At 67.0% G+C, this 23565-nt stretch carries 26 protein-coding genes; 15 read left to right on the top strand and 11 right to left on the bottom strand.

What is annotated here, in order from left to right; genetic code table 11:
* Positions 1–8 precede the first annotated feature (8 nt).
* Positions 9–1418: a flavin monoamine oxidase family protein gene (locus BLS91_RS02560; RefSeq protein WP_092338939.1), complete on the top strand. Its 1410-nt coding sequence runs from the start codon at positions 9–11 to the stop codon at positions 1416–1418.
* A gap of 17 nt (positions 1419–1435) precedes the next feature.
* Here the strand turns inward: BLS91_RS02560 and BLS91_RS02555 are convergent, their stop codons facing one another.
* The 3 genes from BLS91_RS02555 to BLS91_RS02545 form a co-directional block, all read right to left on the bottom strand.
* The gene (locus tag BLS91_RS02555; RefSeq protein WP_092338937.1) at positions 1436–2089 is read right to left on the bottom strand and encodes a Pr6Pr family membrane protein; all 654 of its coding nucleotides are present in this window, start codon (positions 2087–2089) and stop codon (positions 1436–1438) included.
* A 72-nt stretch (positions 2090–2161) separates the two neighbouring features.
* On the bottom strand, positions 2162–2431 hold the full coding sequence (locus BLS91_RS02550; protein ID WP_092338935.1) for an acylphosphatase: 270 nt from the start codon (positions 2429–2431) through the stop codon (positions 2162–2164).
* A gap of 35 nt (positions 2432–2466) precedes the next feature.
* Positions 2467–3687 (bottom strand): PucR family transcriptional regulator, encoded by a 1221-nt coding sequence (locus BLS91_RS02545; protein ID WP_092338933.1) that lies wholly within the window; start codon positions 3685–3687, stop codon positions 2467–2469.
* Positions 3688–3792: 105 nt separating this feature from the next.
* On the opposite strand from BLS91_RS02545, the gene BLS91_RS02540 reads away from it, so the two are divergent.
* The 6 genes from BLS91_RS02540 to rraA are packed head-to-tail and all read left to right on the top strand — an operon-like array spanning position 3793 to position 9037.
* The gene (locus BLS91_RS02540; RefSeq protein ID WP_134345745.1) at positions 3793–4659 is read left to right on the top strand and encodes a chorismate synthase; all 867 of its coding nucleotides are present in this window, start codon (positions 3793–3795) and stop codon (positions 4657–4659) included.
* A complete protein-coding gene (gene menC, locus BLS91_RS02535) occupies positions 4656–5765 on the top strand; it encodes an o-succinylbenzoate synthase (protein WP_092338929.1) in 1110 nt (369 codons plus the stop codon). Before BLS91_RS02540 ends, menC begins: the two co-directional genes overlap by 4 nt.
* A gap of 26 nt (positions 5766–5791) precedes the next feature.
* Positions 5792–6727, top strand: coding sequence for an ABC transporter substrate-binding protein (locus BLS91_RS02530; protein ID WP_092338927.1), 936 nt, complete (start codon positions 5792–5794; stop codon positions 6725–6727).
* Between the two features lie 4 nt (positions 6728–6731).
* Positions 6732–7721, top strand: a complete 990-nt coding sequence (locus BLS91_RS02525; RefSeq protein WP_092338925.1) for an amino acid ABC transporter permease — start codon at positions 6732–6734, stop codon at positions 7719–7721.
* Positions 7718–8521, top strand: coding sequence for an amino acid ABC transporter ATP-binding protein (locus BLS91_RS02520; protein WP_276326778.1), 804 nt, complete (start codon positions 7718–7720; stop codon positions 8519–8521). Before BLS91_RS02525 ends, BLS91_RS02520 begins: the two co-directional genes overlap by 4 nt.
* 48 nt (positions 8522–8569) lie before the next feature.
* Positions 8570–9037 (top strand): ribonuclease E activity regulator RraA, encoded by a 468-nt coding sequence (gene rraA / locus BLS91_RS02515; RefSeq protein WP_092338922.1) that lies wholly within the window; start codon positions 8570–8572, stop codon positions 9035–9037.
* 20 nt (positions 9038–9057) lie between these two features.
* On the opposite strand, the gene BLS91_RS02510 is transcribed toward rraA, so the two are convergent.
* Positions 9058–9630 (bottom strand): PepSY domain-containing protein, encoded by a 573-nt coding sequence (locus BLS91_RS02510; protein WP_092338920.1) that lies wholly within the window; start codon positions 9628–9630, stop codon positions 9058–9060.
* A 153-nt stretch (positions 9631–9783) separates the two neighbouring features.
* Positions 9784–10662, bottom strand: coding sequence for a hypothetical protein (locus BLS91_RS02505; RefSeq protein WP_092338918.1), 879 nt, complete (start codon positions 10660–10662; stop codon positions 9784–9786).
* Between the two features lie 265 nt (positions 10663–10927).
* On the opposite strand from BLS91_RS02505, the gene BLS91_RS02500 reads away from it, so the two are divergent.
* A complete protein-coding gene (locus BLS91_RS02500) occupies positions 10928–11728 on the top strand; it encodes a nuclease-related domain-containing protein (RefSeq protein ID WP_159433815.1) in 801 nt (266 codons plus the stop codon).
* Positions 11729–11763: 35 nt separating this feature from the next.
* On the opposite strand, the gene BLS91_RS02495 is transcribed toward BLS91_RS02500, so the two are convergent.
* Positions 11764–12417, bottom strand: coding sequence for a hypothetical protein (locus BLS91_RS02495; RefSeq protein WP_092338914.1), 654 nt, complete (start codon positions 12415–12417; stop codon positions 11764–11766).
* A gap of 157 nt (positions 12418–12574) precedes the next feature.
* Here BLS91_RS02495 and BLS91_RS02490 point away from each other — a divergent pair, with 157 nt between their 5' ends.
* Positions 12575–13249 carry a response regulator transcription factor gene (locus BLS91_RS02490; protein WP_092338912.1) on the top strand — a complete coding sequence of 225 codons (675 nt, stop codon included), beginning with the start codon at positions 12575–12577 and terminating at the stop codon, positions 13247–13249.
* Between the two features lie 76 nt (positions 13250–13325).
* Positions 13326–14309, top strand: a complete 984-nt coding sequence (locus BLS91_RS02485) for a sensor histidine kinase (protein WP_241983029.1) — start codon at positions 13326–13328, stop codon at positions 14307–14309.
* A gap of 11 nt (positions 14310–14320) precedes the next feature.
* On the opposite strand, the gene BLS91_RS02480 is transcribed toward BLS91_RS02485, so the two are convergent.
* Positions 14321–15259: a GmrSD restriction endonuclease domain-containing protein gene (locus BLS91_RS02480; RefSeq protein WP_092338908.1), complete on the bottom strand. Its 939-nt coding sequence runs from the start codon at positions 15257–15259 to the stop codon at positions 14321–14323.
* 159 nt (positions 15260–15418) lie between these two features.
* On the opposite strand from BLS91_RS02480, the gene BLS91_RS19840 reads away from it, so the two are divergent.
* Together BLS91_RS19840 and BLS91_RS02470 are read left to right on the top strand one after the other, a co-directional pair.
* Positions 15419–16099 (top strand): hypothetical protein, encoded by a 681-nt coding sequence (locus BLS91_RS19840; RefSeq protein WP_092338906.1) that lies wholly within the window; start codon positions 15419–15421, stop codon positions 16097–16099.
* 52 nt (positions 16100–16151) lie between these two features.
* Positions 16152–16625: a heme-degrading domain-containing protein gene (locus tag BLS91_RS02470; protein WP_092338904.1), complete on the top strand. Its 474-nt coding sequence runs from the start codon at positions 16152–16154 to the stop codon at positions 16623–16625.
* Positions 16626–16629: 4 nt separating this feature from the next.
* Here BLS91_RS02470 and BLS91_RS02465 read toward each other — a convergent pair whose 3' ends face one another.
* Positions 16630–16839 (bottom strand): hypothetical protein, encoded by a 210-nt coding sequence (locus tag BLS91_RS02465; protein ID WP_092338902.1) that lies wholly within the window; start codon positions 16837–16839, stop codon positions 16630–16632.
* A gap of 266 nt (positions 16840–17105) precedes the next feature.
* Between BLS91_RS02465 and BLS91_RS02460 the strand changes: the two genes are divergently transcribed.
* Positions 17106–17927 (top strand): nuclease-related domain-containing protein, encoded by an 822-nt coding sequence (locus BLS91_RS02460; protein ID WP_241983037.1) that lies wholly within the window; start codon positions 17106–17108, stop codon positions 17925–17927.
* Here BLS91_RS02460 and BLS91_RS02455 read toward each other — a convergent pair.
* Together BLS91_RS02455 and BLS91_RS02450 are read right to left on the bottom strand one after the other, a co-directional pair.
* A complete protein-coding gene (locus BLS91_RS02455) occupies positions 17924–18586 on the bottom strand; it encodes a DUF7002 family protein (RefSeq protein WP_092338899.1) in 663 nt (220 codons plus the stop codon). The genes BLS91_RS02460 and BLS91_RS02455 overlap by 4 nt on opposite strands.
* Before the next feature lie 54 nt (positions 18587–18640).
* Entirely contained in the window at positions 18641–19120 is a 480-nt protein-coding gene (locus BLS91_RS02450; RefSeq protein ID WP_092338897.1) for a 2'-5' RNA ligase family protein, read from the bottom strand.
* A gap of 368 nt (positions 19121–19488) precedes the next feature.
* Here BLS91_RS02450 and BLS91_RS20470 point away from each other — a divergent pair, with 368 nt between their 5' ends.
* Positions 19489–19923 (top strand): hypothetical protein, encoded by a 435-nt coding sequence (locus BLS91_RS20470; protein WP_241983030.1) that lies wholly within the window; start codon positions 19489–19491, stop codon positions 19921–19923.
* Positions 19924–20257: 334 nt separating this feature from the next.
* Here the strand turns inward: BLS91_RS20470 and BLS91_RS02440 are convergent, their stop codons facing one another.
* Positions 20258–22303 (bottom strand): transketolase family protein, encoded by a 2046-nt coding sequence (locus BLS91_RS02440; protein ID WP_241983031.1) that lies wholly within the window; start codon positions 22301–22303, stop codon positions 20258–20260.
* A 56-nt stretch (positions 22304–22359) separates the two neighbouring features.
* On the opposite strand from BLS91_RS02440, the gene BLS91_RS02435 reads away from it, so the two are divergent.
* The gene (locus BLS91_RS02435) at positions 22360–23520 is read left to right on the top strand and encodes an ROK family protein (protein ID WP_092338893.1); all 1161 of its coding nucleotides are present in this window, start codon (positions 22360–22362) and stop codon (positions 23518–23520) included.
* The last annotated feature ends 45 nt before the right edge of the window (positions 23521–23565 follow it).

Raw genomic sequence — 23565 nt, 5'->3', positions numbered from 1 at the left:
GACCGATCGTGAAGCGGCGCACTTTTCTGCTCGGCACAGCGTCGGGTTTTTCCGTGTTGGCTCTCGCCGCGTGCGTGTCCCCGGCGCCGGTTCCGACGACATCCCCGTCGCCAACCACGCTCACCCCCTCGCTGGTTCCGCAGCCGCTCACGGTCTCCAGAACCAACTGGTCGGCCGACCCTTTCTCCCGCGGATCCTTCAGCTACGCCACCGTCGGTGCCACCCCAGAGCACCGAACAGCCCTCGGCCAGGCCGTCGATGCCCGAGTGTTCTTCGCTGGCGAAGCGACCGCGGCCGATGAGCCCGGCACTGTGCAGGGTGCCCGCGCTTCTGGTCTGCTGGCGGCCAGCCAGGTGCGGGATGTCGCGGCTCCGGGGGAACGTATCACGATTGTCGGTGCCGGAATTGCCGGGATAACGGCGGCCCGTCAACTCGTCAACGATGGCTTCAACGTGGTCGTGATTGAGGCGCGCGACCGCATCGGTGGGCGCATCGACACAGTCAGCGACGACTGGCCCTTTCCGATCGAACGTGGTCCCTCGTTCGTACACAACACCTCGGATAATTTTTTGGACGACGAGCTCACGGCGCTCGGGGTGAAGCTGCTGCCGTTCGTGCGCACGCCCGAGGTGCGAACCCGAGCCGGGGCGATCGTCGAGGTGTCACCACTCGGCACTCAGGCCGTGGCCGGAGCCCTCAGCTGGGCAGCCAATCAGCAGCAGGATGTCTCGGTTGAACGAGCCCTGGTCGATTCGGGCGAAGCAAGTCTGTCGAAGACCCCGAACGCCGATGGCCTCTCGGATGCCGACTGGCTCGAGTACGAGATCGCCACGAAACTCAAGGTTGAGACCGGGGCCACACCGAGCCAGCAATCGGCCTGGTACACGACCGACATCGCGAGCACCGACGACGACCAGCTCGTTGTGGGCGGCTACTCCACCCTGCTCGCCAGTGACGCCGAAGGCCTCGAAATGCTGCTCTCGAGCGTGGTCAATCGCGTGGCCCACGACGACGACGGCGTGAGCCTGCGCCTTGGTACCGGCGAGTCGCTGTCCGCCGATCGGGTGATCGTGACCGTGCCACTCGGTGTGCTGAAGAACGCGGCCATCGAATTCTCGCCGGCGCTGCCATTCGCCCACCGCGGTGCCATCGGCGCGCTCGGCATGGGCGTGGTCGACAAGGTCTGGTTGCGGTTCGACGTGCCGTTCTGGGATACCTCCGCCCGCCTCTGGACCATCGTCGGCGAAGACGCCGACTTCCCGGTCTGGATCAACATGATGCCGCTGACCGGCGATCCCGTTCTAATGGGTCTGGTCGCAGCCGAAAACGCGACCCGGCTGAGCGAGCTCGACGACGACGACTTTCTCGCGGCGGCGCTCACCGCGCTCGAGCCGTTCCTGGCGGTACCCGACCCGTAGTAGTGCAGCTGAACAGCTCAGGGGCGCCAGTACGCAAGTCGGTGGTGCGGCATCCGCTTGAGCCTTGTGATCCAGGTGAGCAGGGCCGCAATGCTCGTGATGATCACCACGATGATCAGGCAGTAGAACACGGTCTCGCCGGGGCCGCTCACCTGGCGGGCGTCGAGAAAGAAGTACGGGTACCAGCCCACGATGGGCCCGCGTAACAGGGTGAAGACCAGCCAGAACACCGGAAAGACGATGGCCCAGCCGAGATATCTCCACGGCAGGCGGGCCTTGAACGGGTCGACGATCCAGTCGATGAGGGCCAAGACCGGAATAACGAAGTGCAGCAGCTGGCTCGACCAGGGCACCTCGATGGAATAGTTCGCGCTCGACGACTGCCAGACGATGATGCCGTAGACGACTCCGGAGACCAGAATGTAGGTCGTCACCATCGCTCGCAACATGTCGAGCCAGGCCGGGTCGGTCGATCGCCGCAATGCGACACTCGCGGCGGTCAGAAAGACGAACATCGATGCGATGGCGCTCTGCACCGTGAAGTAGCTGAAGAAGTTCGCGATAGCGAAGGTAGTCACGCCGAGGGTGTACTGAAAGTAGCCGATGAGGGCCACGAGTTCGACCGCGGTCAGGCCGAGGCGCGCCACACCGAACGCGGTGCGCGCTTTCATTCCCGTACCCCGGCGGGGCTCGTGCGCGCGGTCATAGGCTAACGCTACGCCAGCGCCGGGCAGCCCCCGACCTCAACCGGTGATCTGAAACTCGCTCTCGCCGGTTGCCGCGACGTCACTCACCTCGAGGGCGGTCACGACGGCATACCGCGGGCCGGTTTCCAGCCAGTGCAGCATGCGCGCAACGGATGCCTCCCGCCCCTCGATTTCGAGTTCCACCGACCCGTCCGGCCGGTTCCGAACGTACCCGACCAGCCCGAGGTGCAGCGCTTGGGCCCGGGCATGGTAACGAAACCCGACGCCCTGCACCTCGCCGCGAGCGAGCACTCGTTTGCGAATCACCTGACTATTGTGCCCCGGGTGCGCTGGCACAACAGCTAGTCGGCCACGCGCAGGCTCAACCACAGCGTCAGGGTGTCGTCGGCGTTGTCGAGGTCGATGGTGAATAGGTCACGCACCCGGCGCAACCGGTAGCGCAGGGTGTTCTGGTGCACCGAGAGCAGGCCGGCCGTGCGAGCTGAGTCCCGCCCGCAGTCGAGGTAGGTAAGTAGGGTGAGCGCGTACTCGGTGCCCGAACGCTCATCCAGATCGAGCACCGCGCGCGCCTGGGACGAGAACAACCGCGGGGTGTCCCGCAGCACTTGCCCGAGTTCGAGCAGGCTCAGCCGACTGCCCACATTGCGCGCACTTACGACCGGGCCAGCCGGATCCGTCAGCAACAGAACAAGATCGGCATCCCGCCGTGACCGGGCGATTGTGTCGACACGGCTCACCCGCGATCCAACGGATGCCCGCAGCGCGATCCGCATCGCGATGGTCGCCCGTGCGACCAGGCGGGCGGCCATCGCCTCGATGCTGACCAACTGTGCGTCATTCAGCTGCTGGCCGAAGAACAGTGCATATACAGTCGTGCCGATGGCGACACACTCGGTGCCGCTCTGGTGCGCCTCGCAGGCCATCGCCACGAGGTCGACCAGCCGGTTCATTCGTAGTTCATCGCCGGCGGGGCCGAACTGTGGTTGAAAAGCGAGGGCCACGTACTGACTGCCCGGGTCGAGGCCGAGCTGGGCGGCGACGAGGCGGGCATCCGTGTCACCGTCGAGCAGTCGGCGCAGCAGCACTGCGCGTTGCGCCCGGGCCAAATCGGCGGCGCTGCGGGCACGCAGAATATGCAGCGCGGCGATGTCCGCTGCGCGTTCCAGTTCGGCGGCGGCAGCGGCGTCCAGCTCCCCAGTGGCGTCGACCACCCAGATCGACCCGAGCGGCTCGGTGCCCGCCCGCACGGCAACCGCCAGCCGAGCCAATCCCACCGGTACTGCCGGTTCACCGGGCAGATTCGGTGTCATGGCTCCGGGCAGCCGTACGGCGCCGCGCGCCCGAAACAGCGAGGCGTAGGCCTCGGCATTGTCGGGCAGGTCCGGCACCTGGCGGCCCAGAATTCCGTCGCGTCGGGTGTCGTCGATCGGCTGGTCGGGCAATGTCGAATAGGCCAGCACGCGGGTCTGCACGTCTTCGATCGCGGTCGCTCCGCCGACCATCGCCGCGATCGCGTTGGCCAGCGCGAACAGGTCGCCGACCGGCAGGCCGAGGGAAGTCATCCGTCCACGGTAGCGAACCCGCACTGTGCTGGACAACCATGATTTACTGAATTATTCGTGCTGAGCGCTAAAGATCGCGGCCTGCGACCCGGCCACACTGGGCAGATGTCGCCCTCACTCACCCTCGCCGCCGTCACGGAACAGGCTCAGGGCGCAGCCCGGGTGGCGGCCGAATCAGCCGGCGTGCGGGTGAGCGACGAAAACAGCCTCGCCGGCTTTCTCGAGATTGAGGCCCTGTTCAACCGGGTCTGGCTCCTGCCGCCCGGCGAGAGCGCAATCCCCTCCGAACTGCTGCGCAGCATCAGCCACGCTGGCTGTAACGTGACCGCTGCCCGCGACCCGGCCGGCCGGCTAGTCGGTGCCGCCGCGGCCATCGTCACGCCGCAGTCGACATCGATGTATTCCCTGATCGCCGGTGTGCTCCCTGGAATCAGCGACCGCGGCGTTGGGTTCGCCCTCAAACAGCACCAGCGTGCCTGGGGCCTGGCCCGCGACCTCACCGAGATGACCTGGACCTTCGACCCCCTGGTCAGCCGCAACGCCCGCTTCAACCTCACCAAACTCGGCGCTTACGCCAGCGGGTACGCCGTCGATTTCTACGGCCCTATGCAGGGCGAGATGAATGCCAACGATGAGAGTGACCGCCTGGTGGCCGTCTGGCCGCTCACCAGCGACGAGTCAGCGGCCTGCAGCGAAGACCGCCCGATCGCGGTCGAACGTCCTGACTTCGCCCCGAACGACGTGCTGAAACTCGGCCCAGACGGTGACCCCGTGCTCGTGGCAGCCGACGGCGACCTGTGGTGCCGGGTTCCCGCCGACATCGTGGCATTGCGCGGGCAGAACCCGCAGCTCGCGGCCGAGTGGCGGCGTAGCATCCGCTCTATTTTTACCGACATATTCGCTTCCGGGCATATAGCCCGCGGGGTCAGCCGTGACGGCTGGTACCGACTTCCACCAGGAGGAACAGCATGAAAATCGAGACCATCGAGCTACGCCGCGTGCACATGCCGCTGGTGCGGCCGTTCCGCACCTCGTTTGGCACGTCCACCGAGCGGGAAGTCACCGTGGTGCGAGTGATCACAGCGGATGCCGAGGGCTGGGCCGAGTGCGCCGCCGACGCTCACCCGCTCTACAGCTCCGAATTTCTGGACGCGAGCGACCTGGTCATTCGCGACCACCTCGTGCCCCGGCTGCAGGCACTCGGCGACCGGCTCAGCGCCGAACTGGTCGCGACCGCGCTCGAACCGGTCAAGGGCCACATGATGAGCAAGGCCGTGCTCGAAACGGCTATCCTCGACGCGCAGCTCAAAACCACCGGCGTCTCCTTCGGCAGCCACCTCGGCGCTGTGCGCGACACCGTACCGGCCGGTGTCTCGGTCGGCATCATGGACTCGATCTCCGAACTGCTCGACGCTGTCGCCGGCTACCTCGCCGAGGGCTACCTGCGCATCAAACTGAAGATCGAACCCGGCTGGGACGTCGAACCGGTGCGGGCCGTGCGCGAGAAGTTCGGACCTGACCTGCTGCTGCAGGTCGACGCCAACACCGCATATACCCTTGCGGATGCCCGTCACCTCGCGCTGCTCGACCCCTTCGACCTGCTCCTGATGGAGCAGCCGATGAAGGAAGACGACATACTCGGCCACGCCAACCTAGCCAAGCTCATCAAGACCCCGATCTGTCTCGATGAATCGATTGAATCGGCCCGCGACGCCGCGACCGCGATCACCCTCGGTGCCTGCAGCATCATCAACGTGAAACCGGCCCGGGTCGGCGGCTACCTCGAGGCCCGGCGCATCCACGATGTCGCTGCCGCCCACGGTGTTCCGGTCTGGTGCGGCGGCATGCTCGAAACCGGCATCGGCCGGGCCGCGAATGTGGCCCTCGCCGCCCTGCCAAACTTCGTGCTGCCTGGCGATACCTCGGCCTCCAGCCGGTACTTCGACCAGGACCTCACCGCACCGTTCGAGCTCGAGAACGGTCACCTGCGGGTGCCCACCGGCCCCGGCATCGGCGTCGAGGTGCTGCCCGACGTCTTGGCCAGCGTCACCGCCAGCACCGACAGCATCCGTTTCTAGCCTTTCCGCAACCAGAGGAGACCGCCATGACCCTGCACCTGAACACAGTTTCGCCCCGCCCGCGTTGGCAGCTGCTCGCGTCGGTCGGCCTCGTCGCCGGTCTGGCGCTGAGCGGATGCTCCGCCGCCGTTGACAGCGAAGAACCCGCCGCGGTGACCGGCGACGTCGACCCGGCCGCGGCCGCCGCACTGCCCGAGTCGATCAAATCGGCCGGAATCATCAAGGCCGCCTCGGACATTCCCTACCCGCCGATGGAAATGTACGATGCCGAACAGAACATCACCGGCTTCGACCACGACCTCGCCGCCGCCCTCGGCGTGAAACTCGGCGTGCGGTTCGAACTGCAGAAGCAGGCCTTCGCCACCGCGATTCCGTCGCTGCAGGCCGGCAAGAATGACGTGATCATGTCGGGCATGAACGACACCAAGGAGCGCCAGGGCACCCTCGATTTCGTCGACTACTTCCGCGCCGGCTTCTCGATTCTCGTGCTGGCCGGCAACCCCGAAGGCATCACCGGGGTGCTCGACCTGTGCGGCAAGGACGTCGCCGTGCCCAAAGCCACCGTGCAGGCCGATATTCTGCGCAGTTACGACGAGGAATGCACGGCGGCAGGCCCCGGCCCGGTGGTCATCTCCGAACTTCCCGGTGAAACCGAGGTGCAGACCGCGGTGCGGTCCGGCCGCGCGGTCGCTGAAGTCGTCGACTCGGCCGTCGCGGCGCACACCGCACAGACCGCCGGTGACGGAACGATGTTCGAGGTGGTCACCGACGACGCCAACCCGAACGGGTACAGCCCGGTCTACAGCGGAATCGGCATTCTCAAGGAGAACAGCGAACTGGGCGAAGCCATCCGCCTCGCCCTCGTCGCGACTATCGCCGACGGCACCTATGCCAAGATCCTGGCCACGTACGACCTCAGCAATTACGGGCTCGACGAGGCCGGCTTCAACCTGGGGTCGTGATCTGATGCCCAACCTGCCGCTCGCCCGGCCCGGTCCGGACGCGCCGCCGATCGACGATCCGGATCCGCGCAATAGGCGCGCCGACGACATCGACGCCGTCCCGCTGCGACATCCGTGGCGCTGGGTGATCGCCGTTGTGCTGTTGCTCGTTTTCGCCGGAGTGGCCGTCTCGCTCTGGCAGAACGACAACGTGAACCATCCCACGATCAGCGAGTTCATCTTCGACCGGCGCATTCTCGACGGCGTCGTGCTCACCCTCGTGCTCACGATCGTGTCGATGGCCGTGTCGACCGTGCTCGCGGTGCTGCTGGCGGTCATGCGCCTCTCCAACAACCCGGTGATGAACGCCCTGTCCTGGCTCTACATCTGGGCCTTTCGCGGCACGCCGCTGCTGATCCAGATTGTCGTCTGGGGCTACCTCGGGCTGCTCTACGCGCAGATCACCCTCGGCGTTCCATTCACCGATTTCAGCCTGTTCTCCATGGACACCAACACACTCATTCCGGCATTCACCGCGGGACTGCTCGCCCTCACCCTGAACCAGGCTGCGTATTCGGCCGAAATCGTTCGGGCCGGCATGCTGTCGGTCGACGAAGGCCAGTATGAGGCCGCATACTCGGTGGGAATGAGCCCCACCTTCACCCTATTCAAGGTGGTGCTTCCACAGGCCATGCGGGTGATCATCCCGCCGATGGGCAACGAGACCATCTCGATGCTCAAAAACACCTCGCTGCTTTCGGTGATCGCTGTGCTTGAGCTGTACACGGTCGCCACCCAGATCTCCTCGCAGAACCTGCGCCAGGTGGAACTGCTCGTCGTGGTCAGCTGTTGGTACCTGTTTCTCACCTCGATGCTGTCGATTCCGCAGTATTACTTGGAACGCCACTACGGTCGCGGCAACGCCCGCAGCCTGCCGCCGACGCCACTCGCACGGGTGTGGAAGATACTGCGTCCAGTTCCTCGTCCCACCACCAACAGAGCGGATGCCCCGTGACCGACCGCGAGCGCGTACCTGACCCGACGGCATCCGCTCATCAACCGTTGCTGAGTGCCCGCAAAGTGCGTAAGAGCTTTGGCGGCGTCGAGGTGCTCAAGGGCATCTCCCTCGACGTTGCGGCCGGTCAGGTGATGTGTCTGCTCGGGCCGTCGGGCTCAGGCAAGAGCACGTTTCTGCGCTGCATCAACCACCTGGAACGTATCGACGGCGGTCGCATCTCCGTCGACGGCGAACTCGTCGGTTATGCCGCTCGGCACGGCCGCATCTTCGAGATGAACCGCCGCGAGGTCGCCAAACAACGCCGGGGTATTGGCATGGTCTTTCAACGCTTCAACCTGTTTCCGCACATGACCGCCCTCGAGAACATCACGGCGGCACCGATTGGAGTGCGCGGGTTGCCCAAGCCCGCTGCCCGTGACCGTGGACGGGAACTGCTCGACCGGGTCGGCCTGGCCGATCTGGCACAGTCCTATCCCGCGCAGCTGTCGGGTGGTCAGCAGCAGCGGGTCGCGATCGCTCGGGCCCTCGCGATGGATCCGCAGCTGCTCTTGTTCGACGAGCCGACCAGCGCCCTCGACCCCGAACTGGTCGGTGATGTGCTCGACGTCATGCGCGCCCTCGCGGCCGACGGCATGACGATGGTCGTGGTCACCCACGAGATCGGCTTCGCCCGCGGCGCCGCCGACGAGGTCGTCTTCATGGACGCCGGAATCGTTGTGGAGAGCGGCCCTCCGGCCAGGGTGCTCGACAATCCACAGAACCCGCGCACCCAGGCCTTTCTCGACAGCGTCATATAAGCCGCGCGCCCGGGCCTACTCTGGAAGCAACGAAACCCTGGAGGAACAATGACCGTATTGACCGCCGATTTGTACGACGAGCGTGGCGACGAGCTGCAATCCGTACCCCTGCAGTTTCAGACAATCGGCGGGCGAGCCCGCTTCAGCGGCCCGATCCGCACGGTCACCTGCTTCGAAGACAACGCCCTGCTCAAGTCCATCCTGTCCACGCCCGGTGACGGTGCCGTGCTCGTCATCGATGGCGGCGGCTCCCTCAAATCGGCCCTCATGGGTGACTTGATCGCCGACCTCGCGGTCGCGAACGGCTGGTCCGGCGCCATCATCAACGGCGCGGTGCGTGACCGGGTCGCCATCGGCGCCCTCGACCTCGGCGTGAAAGCCCTCGGCAGCAATCCGCGCAAGAGTTCCAAGACCGGCTCGGGCACAGCGGATACCGTGGTCGAGTTCGCCGGTGTGACCTTCACGCCCGGGCGCACCGTCTACTGCGACGAAGACGGGATTCTGGTCGAACGCTAGCCGTTGATCGAGTGTGGCTGTTACTGCTGAACGTCGTCGATGCGCACGACGACGAAGTTGGCGTCGAGCTCGACGTCGCGGTCACTGCCGTTGTCGAGGGTGACCTCAACCTCGTAGACGTGGTCCCAGTCGTCGTCCCGGTCGAAGTCGGTCACGCGCCCGCTGCCGATCGCAGCGAGGGCTGCGGCTTCGGCGCTCGCGCGCTCGCCGGCAGCCTGGTCGGCGGCGCTCGTGTCGGTCGCCGCGCTCGGTGTCGACGAGCTGTTGTTCGACGAGTTGTTCGAGTTGTCATTGTCGAAGTCGCCGACCCAGACCACGTCGAAGGCGTCGTTGAGTTCCACGTCGACCGTGGTGCCGTTCTCGAGGTGCACCTCGAGGTCGTAGGCGCTGCCGCCGTCATCGTTGCGCTCCGCGCTCGTCACGGTGCCGGGGCCAACTTCGGCCAGGGCTGCGTTACTCGCACGATCGAGCGTCTCGCCGGAGAGGGGGCCATCGTTATCGCCGATATCGCTGACGGCCAGGGCAATACCGGCGCCGCCCAACACGAGTACGACACCGATGGCGCTGGCGATGAGAATATTCTTCTTGTTCATGGTGCAGGTGCCTTACGTCGGTGCCCCCAGGCGAAGGGGACCGAAAAGGCCATGCCTAAGTTGCTTAGCTTCAGCATAATCGAAGAAATATACGCCCCCTAATGGTCGCGTGCAAGCTCAGGTAATTCACTGGTTGAGGGAGCGACTGATCGGTCAGAGGCGATTCAAGGCATCCGTTGCGGCAAACTGTTCGAGAACGGCCCGCACCTGGATCGACGCCTCGGTGCGCCCCGATCGTACGTCGGGAATGCGCAGAGCCGGCAGCTCGCTCGGCGTCGGAAAATTCGTGTAGGAGTCGCGCATGAACTGGTCGAGGCGCTCGCCCACCTTCGGATCCTCGGTCCACAACCGTGGCAGCCGGGCCGGCTCGGTGAGGGGATCGAACCCGAGCAGGGCCACCCGGTTAGCGAATCCGGCTGTTAGGTCGGAGTCGTCGGTGGGTAGCGGGCGAGCCATTCGTGCTCCCGCGAAGACCACTCCGGCACCGAGCAGGAGCCAGGCGACGGGCAGAATAGCCTGCATGCTGACTTCACCGCCGGTGAGCAGAACAAAGAAGTAGGCGAAGACCCAGACCACGGGCGACAGCAACATGAGGGCAATTCCGCCTCGACGAATGGATCGCGAGCGCTTCGACCGGAGCGTGGTTGTGCCGGCCTGGCTGGCGGCGAAGGCCTCCTGCTCTGCCGGCGAGATAACTTGGCTGGCATCAAACCGCCAGGCGGCCAGGATGGCCTCGTCGCGAGCTGCGATAGCCTGGCTCAGCAGGGACGCCCGCGGGGCCCAATCGCAGTATCTCTGACCGTCTGGTGATTGCACCCACAACCGATAGTTGATGTGGCGTTGCTCACTGACACCTTGCCAGGTGGCATAGGACGTTGCCGAAGCCGCTGCGGTCGCCCGAGCAGTCGTTGTAAACGAAGTTTGGAGTCCCTCCGGCTGTTCCGGGGAGGTGCTGGCATTGAATGCGGCGACGGCGGCCGTCGCCGCGGCCTGCGTATTGGTGACCGCGCGCGACAGATCATTGTCGATCATGAATTTCCCCCGGTCATTTCTACGACCAACGGCAACATGCCGGGCTGGTCGTGCCGTGGGGTTGCTGTCGAACAACCGGGCAATGTCATCGTGACACAACTCATTCGGTAAAAGTCCAGCCGAGCCGATGCCGCCCCCGTACTGGGGTGAACAAAGTCGTCCTCGTGCGATAAATCAGGCATCTGACCCGCGCGCAAGCTCCCGATCGGGGGCTGCTGGGGCTGGCCGTCCGACGGCTAAGTTCAAAAACCCGAAGAGGAGAACCGTGACCATCGATGCTTCCATAATGCGACAGCGTTGCCCTGCGCAGTCGATCATAGAAGTGCTCCTGCTGGAGCAACGCCTGGTTGCGCCCCGCAGCCCGGTGCAACGCCTGGTCGGTCGGTCGCCGCTCGGCGCGGACAGCGCGCGCTGCTTCGACGCCGCTCGCGCTGAAATTGCCGTGGGGCTGGCTCTGGCCGAACTGCCCCGGGAATGGATCGTCTTCCACTCCCTGCCGGTGGGTGAGCGCGGCGCCGACGTCGATCACCTCGTGATCGGGCCGGGCGGGGTATTTGCCCTGCACTCCGACCGTCAGGCGCGCAAGTCGGTACTGGTCGCTGGGCGCAGCGTGCTGGTCGGTGCCCGCAAGATTCCCTATATAAGGGAGGCCGAATTCGAGGCGGTCAGCCTCACCACTCTGCTGTCCGAGCGGATGCCGCGCGCCGCGTCGGTGCACGGAGTGGTCGTGCTCGTCGATACGAAGAGCGTGACGGTGAAGGCCCAACCGTCGCGGGTAAAAGTGATCGAGGCGGCCGATCTGTGCGCCTGGCTGCAGGGGCTCCCTCCGGTGCTTGCCCCCCTCGACCGCTTGGAAATTGCCGGGTTCGTCGAGAACCCCGCGCTCTGGCAGGCCCTCGTAGCGTTGGAACCGGCTGAGATTCTGCAGCGCTTCGGCGAGCTTGAGTCAGAAGTGGCGCGGGCGCGTCGTACCCGCCTGCTGTGGTTGCCGCTCGGAATGGTTCTCACGACGCTCGGGGCCCTGGAAATGCTGCTGACGTTGCCGCGGCTCGTCAGCGCGCTCTAACCCGCGTGGCGCGGTACGGCTTCTGCTCGTGCTGGTTAGGAGGTCGGTGCGGTCGGGGCATCCGTCGACGGGTGCGGTGCGACGGGTGCGGTGCCGTCATCGGTTCCCCGCGGGCCGCCCTGGGCCGGGCCGCTTCCGGGACCGTCCTCGCCGCCGGGGCGGCCCGCTCCGGGCTCCGTGGCCGAGTCGCCATCGGCTTCGGCGCCGGGACCGTTGGAGATGCTGGAGTTATTCGAGGCCAATTCGGCGTTCGAACCCACGCTGGTGCCAATGCCGAAACCGATCCCGGCGCCAACGAGAAGCAGCGCAGCCGCGGCGGCACTTCCGATGAGAACGGGCTTGCGGTACCGGGAGCCTCCCGTCTTCTTCTTCGGGGCGGCCGGGTCGTACGGCGCGTTCGGCATGGCGTAGCCGTTCGGGGCGGCCGCGAACGGAACGGTCGCGTGCGCCTCGCTGGCCAGCGGCTGCCCGGCGTTCGGCACATCGTGCAGCGGAACCGTCGCGTTCGAATCAAACGGCAGGGTGGCCTGAGCGTCATAGGGCAGGCTCGACTGCGAGTCGACGGCTTCGGTCGCGGCCGTTTCGTCCTGTGCGGCCGCAGCTGTTTCGGGCGTTGAACCCTCCCAGGCGCTGGACGACGGGTTCGGGTCGTTCGGGTCGGTGGGCTGGGAATCGTTGGTGCGGGTCATAATTTCTCCTACGCGTGAGCTAGTGGATGCCCACTCGGGGCTTCTCTCTTTTTCAGCCTCGGGGGCGAATCTGAAGACGAACTGAATCTTGCCGGGGGTCGCCAAACGGTCAGCAGGCGCATAGCAAACGCTCAGCTTGGCCCCGCACTGTTAGAGCGTGCCCACCGAACCTGCCCGCGTTCTCGTCGTCGAAGACGAGGAGACGCTGCGCAGAGCGATCGGCCAGGCGCTCGTTCAGGCCGGTTTCGTCGTCGATACCGCGCCCGACGGTGAGAACTTCGCCGAGCGCATCGCCAGATTCCGGCCCGATGCCGCGGTGCTCGACATTATGCTGCCCGGCGAGAATGGGCTGCACCTGGCCCAGCGGCTGCGGGCTGCCGGCAACACACCCGTGCTCTTCGTGACCGCGCGTGACGCGGTCGACGATCGGCTTGCGGCGTTTCAGGCCGGTGCCGACGACTACATCATGAAGCCCTTCGTACTGGCCGAGCTCGCGGCACGGGTGACCGCCGTGCTCCGCCGCACCGGACGCCTGGTCTCCCCGACCATGCAGGTCGGCGACCTCGTCATTGACGAAGAGGCCGCGACCGCCACACGGGCGGGTGTGCTGGTCGACCTGACCGCCACGGAGCGCCGCCTGCTCACCTACCTCGCCCACAACCGCGGACTTACCCTCTCCAAGACCCAGATCCTCACCCAGGTCTGGGGTTACGACGACTACGACCCCAACCTGGTCGAGGCCTACGTGAGCACCCTCCGCCGAAAACTCGACGCCAACGGTCCGCGCCTCATCCACACCGTGCGGGGGATCGGCTACCGCCTCACCGCCTGACCGGCACCGATACCAGCGGATGCCGTCCGCTCGCCGCGCACGCGGCATCCGTTTCCCTTCTACGAAAGTACGCCCGATGCGCACCACCTCACTGCGACTGCGAGTCGTCGCCGCAGTTCTGGCGATGCTCACGATTGTGCTGGTGGCGGTCGGTATTCTGATCAACCTCGTGCTCGGCGGTCAGCTGCGCGCCGACCTGCAGCAGTGGCTGATCGACCGGGCCGGGTACGCGCAGATTCTGGCCGAGCAGGGCCTGGAGGCGCAGAGCCTGGCGAACCGGCTCACCGGCGACGACGTCACCGTGACCTACTCGGTCGGCGGCGACACGGTCTACGGGCGGGCCGACCCCACTCCCGGCGCCGACCGTGGCCCTGGCATGCCGCCGCACGCCGAATCAGTGCCGGGCGCCGTCGTCACCCAGAGCGGCGACCGCCTCTCGGTCACCCAGACCGTCGCCGGCGGAACCCTCACCCTCAGCTCGAGTGAGGCCGGCATCGACGCGGTGCTGGTGCAGCTGCGCACGATCGAGGTCGTGGCCGGCCTGCTCACCATCGTCGTGACCTGGCTGTTGCTGACCGGTGTGGTCGGAGTCGCGCTGCGTCCACTCACCCGCATGACGTCTCGCACGAGCTGCGCACCCCCGCCGCCGGTCTACAGGCCAGCGCGGAGACCCTGCTGCGTGACAACCCGCCTCGCGCCGAGCGGGAAAGCCTCACGGTTGGCGCAGGTTGCGACCAACCTGCTCGGGAACGCGCGCAACGCCACCGAGGTGGGCGGCAGCATCCGCACCGATCTGGCCGTTGTTGACGGCGCGGTGCAGCTGACGGTGAGCGACTCTGGAGCCGGTGTGCCCGAGGCCGACCGCGAGCGCATCTTCGAACGTTTTGTGCGCCTCGACCCGTCGCGGGCGAGTAACCGCGGTGGTTCCGGCCTCGGTCTGTCGATTGCCCGAGCTCTCGCCAGGGCGCACGGCGGAACCCTCGAGTGCCTGGGCCCGATCGCGACCCCTGGCGCGCTGGCCGGTGCTCGTTTCGCATTGACGCTGCCGCGCGCCGACTGAACAGACTCGGCCTATTCGCAGCCGGTTCCGTCGCCGTCGCGGTCAAGATGGCGGCCGTAGCCGGGCTCGCCAACGTGCACCGGGGCCGCGCCGGCCTCCCGCGCGGCGGTGCAGTTCTGAAAGAAGACGTCGCTCGGCGGGTCGGCCACCGGTGCCGGCGCCGGTGCGACGACGGGGTCGGTGGCCGTCGCGACCTCGTTCGGGCAGTCCGACAGGATGCGCGTCATCGCATCGTGTTCGGCTGTCGTCACCCACAGCGCATAGGTCGCCTTCACCGAAATCTGCCGAGCTACATAGGCACACCGATAGCTTTTCAGCGGCGGCAGCCAGGTGGCCGTGTCGCCATCCCCCTTGCGCGAGTTGGTGACGCCGTCGACGGCGAGCAGGTTGAGCGGATCGTTGGCCAGCGCCACCCGCTGCTCCTGCGACAGCTGCTGCGCTCCGGTCTGCCAGGCGTTCGACAGAGCGACGACGTGGTCGATCTGCACGAGCGACGAGGTCGTCTGGCCGCGCACGAAGTCGATGGTCAGTCCGGTGTACGGGCCGAGCAGGATGCCGCTCTGCACCTCACAATCAGTGGCCACTACGAGCACGGTCAGGTCGCGGGCCAGGATATCGTTTCGGGTGTCGCATCCGTTTTGGTCCAGGTCCTGCCAGGCCGAACCGAAGCTTCCCTCACGGTCGTAGCCGGTCTTGGGCGCGCGCCCCTTCACCGGCAGGGTCGCCAGCACGGCCAAGGCCGCGTTGTCGGGCCCGGGCGGCGGCGCGGTTTTTGCCGTTACCGTCGGCCTGGGCTCGATGGTCGCCGTCGGTGCCCCGCTGCTGGTTGGGTCGGCCAGATTCGACGAAACGGATGACCCCGCCACCGACGTTCCCACCAGGATCGCCGCGAGCACCCCCACGATCAACCCAATTAGCAGGAACGATCGGGTCGGGCGTCGAACGGTCATGGGGCTCCTTCTGGCCGCGCGGCACGACCCTTCGAATATACGTGGTGCGACCCGGTCGCCTCGAGACGTGGCGGCATCCGCTTGGTGAAAAGTAACCCATTCTGGGGGTCTTGCGGCGGGGGCGGCACTGGCAAGATATAGAACCCGGCGAGGAGCCCGATGACTCACATACTCTCCACGCGGCGGCGCCTGTCGACGCCCCCGGTATTGCCCGAATCGACGCGCACCGGAGCGCCTCGATTATCAACCGGCCCAACCTGGCTGCTCGGCCGCGCGTCCCGCCCCGCGGCGACGCCGACCGACTTGGCGCTGGCTCGTGCGCAGGTTGAATCCGCCGTCGACAGGCTGCTCGCGACGCTGCCCGAACATTGGGCCGCATTCACGTTGCCCACACTCGATGCTGATGGTCCGAGCGCGATGCGCCTGCTGGTCGGCCCCGGCGGGGTTCTCGCCCTGCACGCGCAGCTCTGCGACGGTCAGATTGCCTGGGTGCATTGCCAGAGCGTGCTCGTCGCCGGGCGGCGCTCGCCGGATCTCGCGGCGGCACAGGCCGACGCGAATCAGCTCACCACGCAGATTCGCGGGCGGCTGCCGCTACGCACCGCGGTGCAGCCGGCGCTGGTGCTGCTGGGCGCCCGCGTACTGTGGGTCACCGGCCGTTCGGGAAGAATGACCACAGTGCCGGTGCTCGGGGCGGCGACGCTCGGCGACTGGCTGGCCGCGCGCCCGCAGGTGTTGCGCCCGATCGAACGCATGGAACTCGCCGCCGTGATCGACAACCCGCTCACCTGGGGTCGTCGCCCGACTATTCTGCCCCGGCCCGGTAGCGTGGGGGACTAGCCACCCGGCGACCGCGGTGGCACGGCAATGACGCCCCCGGATTGGACCCTCGATGCACACCGACGACCTCGCCCAGCTGCAGATTCTGCTCGACCAGGAACGCACCCTGCAGTTCGACGCGTTCAGTCACGACGATGCGTGGGCGCTCGGCACCCGCCTCCGCACGACCGCCGCCGCCCAGGCGTTGCCGGTCGCGATCTCGATCGTGCTGGGTGACCAGCGGGTGTTCCAGGTGGGCCTGGCGGGAGCATCCGCTGATAATGACGGCTGGCTGGAGCGCAAGTTCGCCGTCGTGCGCCGCTACGGGCACTCATCGCTCGCCGTCGGCGTGGAATTTCGCAGCCGCGGTGTCGACTTCGACGTTGATGCCCGACTTGATCCCACGCGTTTCGCGGCGCACGGGGGAGCGTTCCCACTGTTCGTGCGTGGGTCGATGGTGGGCGTGGTCGGCGTCTCCGGGCTGCCACAGCTCGACGATCATGCCCTCGTCGTCGAGGCGCTGCGGGCGCAGTTGGCGGCGGCCTGACCCGTTAACGTTTGGCTGGCCGGTGACCCTTGGCCGAGAGCAGTCGGGCCCGCACCGAGAACGCGCCGCCGATCACGAGCGACACCACGGCCGCCGGCAGAATGACGTCGACGAACTGGTTGCCCGAGAGCAAGTTGGCCAGTAGCAACAGAACGGCCAGGCCGCTGAACGCGAGCCCTGAGATCGCGCAAACGTTGAACGTCAGGTGTAACACGAGTAATTCCAATCAGTGGGGTGGCTTTCAGGTTAGCCGACGTTGCCCGGCTGAGTGGGGGAGGCCGTCGCCTCCGCAACTCGAATGAGCATTACTTATTAATTGCTAACCAATGTTGCGGCCCTGCCGATTGTTAACACTGAATCGGCAGGTGCCGGTGGCACGATAGTACGGGGTGCGAACCCGTGGTGAGGCAAGTGAACGTGGCTATGACAAGTCTTAGGCCTGGACTACCGTCTCGTGATCACGAGCCGGCTGCCTCGGTGATGCCCATCGCAACTCTGGTCCCGTCTGCTCCCGGTGGGTTTGCCGGGCAGTCCGTCGTCGAAGAACTGCTCCGCCAGCACGCCGATCGGCCGGCACGTTCTCGGATCGCGCGCACCCTGGGAGCCTCGCCGCTTGACGCGAACGAGCTCAGCTGGTTGCGCGCCGCGCAGGCCGAGATGATCGTCGGCGATATTCTCGGTCGGCTCCCTGAGGGCTACAGCGTTTACCATTCCCTGCCCATTCGCAATACCGCGTTCTGGGTCGACCACCTCGTCGTGGGCCCCGGTGGAATCTTCTCGATCAATTCCAAGACGCACTGGGATCGCGACCTGACCGGGGCGTTGCGCTCGATTCCGATCAATGATCACGCCATGCCGTACCTGCGCGATGCCCGGTTTGAATCGGCCCAGATCACCGCACTGCTCGGTGCTGTGCTGCCGGCCACGACCGTGGTTCAGTCCGTTATTGTGCTGGTCAATCCGCACAAAATTCTGCTGGCTCGCAAGCCGGATGCCGTGACGGTCATCGACTCCCCGCGCTTGCGCCGGTGGCTCGTGGCTCGCCCGCGGGTGTTCAGCGCCGAGCAGCAGGCCGCGCTCACCGCCGCCATCGACGACCCGGCGACCTGGCGCGCAGCGGCCCAGCCGCTCGCTCCGGCGCACCTGCACGCACGATTCACCGCACTCGAACAGCAGGTCGCCGCAGCCCGCACCCGACGCACCACGTTCGCGGTGCTCGCCGGTGCGGCTGCTGCGACGGTGCTGGCTGTCGCCACCTCACCCCTGATCGTCGCCGCCGTCGAGTATCTCGCGGTGCGCTAGGCGAGGCGCTCGAGAACCGTGCCCTCGCGCATCCGCTCGACGCGTACGACGTGGTCGCGCAGGTCGCGCACCCCGCGCGGAATGGCGAGTTCGGCGATATCCTGCCCCTTGGTCACCGCGTGCGACCGGGTCGGATGCTTGTAGTCCTCGATCGACTGGAAGGTGTCGCGCCCCCGCGGCTCCTTGCTGTGCCGCTGAGCGAAGCCGGAGTTGAGCGCGCTCAGCTCGATCTCGTTTTCGTGCGCGGCGACCAGACTCTTGGTGCTGAGGGTGATCACGGTGTGGGCGTCGTCCCGATAGGAGCGGGCGTTCAGCAGGTCGCGCAGCAGCCGTGGCTGCAGGTGAAAGAACACCCGGTCGTTCAGGGCTGCGTACCATTCGGCGAGGGTCATATCGTCGAGGGCGTCCTCGAGCGACGGCTCATGAATGGCCTTCTGATGACGGATGACCGCGGTTCCGAATTCCGCATGCTCCAGCACGCGTGACTCACCTCGTCGCTTGCCGAGAATGGCGGCCTGAGGTGCGCCCTGCTTGACGCCCCAGCGGGTCACGAGCGCGGCCGGACTGAGCAGCCCGTGCCGCTCGATGGCGGGCCAGCTGCCGTCGGCGGCCACGTGGTAGAGCTCGGGGTACAGACGAATCAGATCGCGGGACAGCACGGTTTCGAGCGTACTCGCCGCTGGAGTGGCCGCGAGCCAGACCGCCCGTTCAGATCAGCTGCCGAGCTTGAGCGTCGCGAGCACCGTGCGGCCGCTCGATGACGCGCGCGGCACCATGTCCACAAGCGCGATCTGGGTCAGCCTGAGCGCGTCGCCCGCGTGCACTCGACCCTGCGACTTCACGGTGACGTGCGCCCGAAAATCCGGCCCGGAAAACGCCGGCCCGGCCGGAGACGTGGCGAGTGGCCGCAGCACGGCAACGAGCAGGTCGTGCAGCCTGGTCAACGCGGCGTTCTCGTCGATCAGCGTCACGGCAATGTCATGGTGCCGACCAAACAGCTCGTCCTGCCCGGCGACCACGGTGATAGCAGGGAATCCGGCCAGCGCGGCGGCGGTGGCGCGTGCGATCTCGTCTGGGGAGGCATCCGTTTCAAAGGGCGCGAGCACGGTGATGTGCAGCGGCCAGGCGGCGACGAAGAAGCTCGATCCGGTTTCGAGCGGCGTAAGCGGCAGAACGACAACAAGGCGGGGCATGCGCCGAGTCTAAACGGGCCGATGTGGTCGACTCGTCGTTCACAACTGCGGAGATCTCGACCAGACCCACGTGCTGCAGTGAAAATTTTGCCTGATTCTGGTGATCCATCCGCAGTTCTGCACGCCGGCCCAGCTTCGGGAAGCGGTTCGCCTAAGCGGATGCCCGCCGAGCCAGCGCGATGACGGCAGTCATGCCCGCCAGAAGAGCCAGGAGTGCGCCGGCTAGTGGCAGCGCGGGGTCGGAATGACTTCGATATTGATCGACGTGCTCACTCCGTTGAGGGTCGCCGTGATGATATGCGGGGAAGATCTTCGATGACCACGACATTCGCGACGACTGGAACACGTCCCTGGCCTGGAAGCGCGACATGGAGGCGACGTCATGGTGGCACGGCCGCATCGTGGCGGGGCTGGCCTCCTACTGGGTATACCAGCATCTCGGCAACATGTCGCCGGCGGAACGCGCCGCCGACGAGATCTGGCGGGAGATCGCGGCCCACACCGGTGAGACCGAACTCGATCTCACCGCCCGGCTCGGCGAGCGGATGCGCGGCGGCTTTCGGCACCTGCTGGTCGGCACCTCACTGCCCTTTCTCCTGCCGCCCGGCCTTCACCACCTCGAATCGTGGGATGAAGCAGTCTCCACAGGAGCGTCGGGCAGGCCCGCGGCCGGGTGGGCGAGCGCCTGCGCCGGCTCGTCGATCTGGAGCATTGGGCCGCGTTTGAGCGCAGTTTTCGCCAGCTGGCACGAATGGCCACCGAGGTGGCCGACGGCCGCCGCGGCCCGGCTCCGCAGACCGTGACATTCCTGTCAGGCGACGTGCACTACTCAACGGCCTCCGAGGTGCAGCGCGCGACGGGGAGCCGCATCGTGCAGGCCGTCTGCTCGCCGATCCGCAATCCGCTGCCCATCATCATGCGCTCGTTCTCCGCCGTGCTCGCCTACACCATCGCCACAAGGCTGACCGCGCTGCTGGCCCGATCTGCCGGGGTCAGGTCGCCACGGTCACCGTGGCGCCGCGAAAGTGATGAGGGCCGAAGCCGTCGAGCACCCGCACGACGGCGATGCGCAACCCGCCCGCCGTGGCGATCGTGGCAGATGCCTGCACGGACCGGGTCTCCCGGTCGAGGTCGGTGTTAGCGGATGCCGCGCGCCAGCGCCCGCCGCGCCGCCGCCGCCACGTGCTCCACGGTCACACCGCTAAGCGCCATGATCTCAGGCCCGCTGCCCGATTCGCCGAAGTCGTCGATGCCGACGACCTCGCCGTCAGGGCCGACCCAGCGCCACCAGCCGTCACTGCGCCCGGCCTCCACGGCCACCCGAGCGTGCACCGCTAAAGGCAAAACCTCGTCGCGGTAGGCCGGGGATGCGTCGGCAAACCACTCCACGCACGGCATCGACACTACGCGCACCGCGAGGCCGTCAGCGCTGAGCTGTTCGGCCGCAGCAATGGCCACGGAGACCTCACTGCCGGTCGCGATCAGCGCTAAGTCGAGGCCGGTTCCGCTCTGCCAGGTTACATATCCGCCGGCGGCAACGCCCGCGTCGAGCCCGCTGCGAACGCCGAGGACCGGCACGTCCTGACGCGACAGTAGGAGTGCCGCTGGCCCGTCGGGGCGGGCAACGAGGCGACGCCAGGCGGCCACGGTTTCGGCGGCATCCGCTGGGCGAATGACGGCCAGGCGAGGCACGGTGCGAAGCGAGGCGATCTGCTCAACCGGCTGGTGGGTGGGGCCGTCCTCGCCGACCGCGACCGAATCGTGGGTGAAGACGTAGAGCACGGGCAGGCGCATGAGCGCCGCGAGTCGCATCGCCGGGCGCAGGTAATCGCTGAACACGAGATAGGTCGAGCCGAACGGCCGCCACGGACCGGCCAGGGCGATGCCGTTGAGAATCGCGGCCATGGCGTGCTCGCGAATACCGAAGTGGATGGAATCCCCGCCGGGGTTGGTCGCCGAAACGGCCGTGCCCGGAACGGTCACGTTGGTGGAGCCGCTCAGGTCGGCCGATCCGCCCCAGAGCGCCAGCGCTGGCGTCAACGCCTGAATGACCTGGCCGTTGGTCTTGCGGGTGGCCACCGGCGTGCCCGGCGCGGCAATAACGACGGCGTCGAGCGCCGCCGTGGCGGCCGCCTGGTCGGTGCCGGAGTGAAAGGCGAGCCAGGCCTGCGCCGCTAAGGGGTGTGAACCGGCCCACGCGGCGAAGTCCGCGCCCCAGCCCGCCTCCAGGTCGAGTCCGCGCTGTACGGCGCGGCGGCAGAAGGCGAGTGCCTCGGGCGAAACGAGCTGCGCGAGTGTGGCGTGCGCCTCGAACCCGAGGGAGCGTTTGATGGCGGCGAGTTCGTCGGCCCCGAATCCGCCAGAGTGCGCGGCCGGCTGCCCGCCGAACACGGCCGAGGGGGCTCCGATGGTGGTGGACACGGCCACGAGGGTGGGGCGACCGGTGCGGGTGGCGGCGAGGCGCAGCATCCGTTCGATGCCGTCGAGGTCGGTGGCGTCGGAGATCTCCAGCACTCGCCAGCCGTAGGCGCGGTAGCGGGCGCGCACGTCTTCGGCGAAGGCATCCGTGGTTGGCCCGTCGATGGTCACGCCGTTGTCGTCCCAGATCAGCACAAGATTCTCGAGGCCGAGGGTGCCGGCCAGGCTCGACGCCTCGGCCGAGACGCCCTCCTGCAGGCAACCGTCGCCGGCCACCGCCCAAACGGTGTGGTCGAGCAAAGCCGAGCCAGGCGTAAAGGTGGCGGCCTCCTTGCGGGCGGCGATCGCCATTCCCACAGCGGATGCCACCCCCTGCCCGAGCGGGCCGGTGCTCATCTCGACACCCACGGTATGGCCGTGTTCCGGATGCCCCGGGGTACGCGAACCGAGCGTGCGGCTGGCCGCAATATCGTCGAGGGTCAGGCCGTAGCCGGTGAGAAACAGCTGCACGTAGAGCAGCAGGCTCGCGTGCCCGGCGCTCAGCACGAACCGGTCGCGGGCCACCCAGTGCGGGTTGCTCGGGCTGTGCCGCATCACGCGGGAGTACAGCACGTGCGAGAGTGGGGCGAGCGCCATCGCGGTGCCGCCGTGGCCGTGGCCTTTCGACTGCACCACGTGGGCAGGAATAGCAGTGGCAGCAGCAACCGCCCGAGCTTCAGCGGAGCGATCAACATCGGCATCGATGGTGACAGAACGAGAATTCACAGTCATACTTTACACATTGGTATATAAATATACTTAAGTCAATCGAAGGAGCTGCGGTGGCCCACGCCATGTCGACCGGGTCGGGTGTCGTGCTCGATCTCATTCGCGCGGGCTTGGCGACCACTCGCCCGGCACTGATCGACGAGCTCGGCTGGTCGCGCATCACCCTCGCCCGCCGGCTCGACGAACTGCTCGCGGCCGGCATCATCATTGTCGCCGGCCAGAGTGATTCCCGTGGTGGCCGCCCCGCCGAAAGCTTCGCGATCAACACAGACGCCGGCCTGCTGCTCAGCGTCGACATCGGCGGCTCGCACACCCGCGTGGCGGTGACAGATCTGGTCTCCACGATTCTCATCGAAGACCAGGCTGATATCGGCCTCTGGGAAGGCCCGGACACCGTCTTCACCTGGGCCAACCAGGTGTTCGACTACCTATTGCGCCAGCTCGGCAAGACCCGCGCCGACGTGCGGGGGATCGGCGTGGGCGTTCCCGGTCCAGTGGATGCCGCGACCGGCCGGCTCGCCGCCCCCCAGATCGACGCGCAGTGGAACGACGTGCTCGTGCAGGACTATTTTTCGGCCGACTACACCGCCATTTTCGCCGTCGACCGTGACGTGAACATCATGGCGGTCGCGGAATCCCGGCTCGGCTGGCCGGAGCATCGGGACCTCACCGTGCTCAAGGTTGGCCTCGGCATCGGCTGCGCGCTCGTGCTCGACGGCCGGGTCTACCGCGGTGCCCGCGGCGGTGCCGGCGACTTCTCCCACAGCTTTCGCTACGGCGACGAGCTATGCAGCTGCGGGCAGCGCGGCTGCCTCGAGGCCGTCGCGAGCGGTTACGCCATTCGCCGCGAGCTCAACGCTCTCGGCTACCGCATTCGCACCACCGGCGACATCGTTGCCTTGTCGCGCATGGGGTCACCCGATGCCGTGCGGCTGCTCGCTGCCGCCGGCGCCGAGATCGGGAACGCCCTCGTCGATGTCGCCGGGCTGCTGAACCCCGCCATGATCGTCATCGGCGGCCAGCTCGCCGAGGCCGGCGACCCCTACCTGTCGTCGGTGCGCGAGGCACTCCTCGCGCACGTGCGCGCCTTCTCCGGCACCGGCCTCACCGTGGAGCCGAGCCGGCTCGGCAACAAGGCCGGCGTTCTCGGTGCCTCGCTCATCGCGCAGGACGCCCTGTTCGAGGCCGACCGCATCAGTCACCTCACGCGCTAAGGACTTTCACCCCGACTTTGGATCACTTGTAGACAAAAGTTCCTA

The organism is Cryobacterium flavum (genome assembly GCF_900103805.1).
Classification (GTDB): Bacteria; Actinomycetota; Actinomycetes; order Actinomycetales; family Microbacteriaceae; genus Cryobacterium; species Cryobacterium flavum.
The sequence above is the reverse complement of the archived record's forward strand: the minus strand, read 5'-3'. Positions and strand labels throughout refer to the sequence as shown.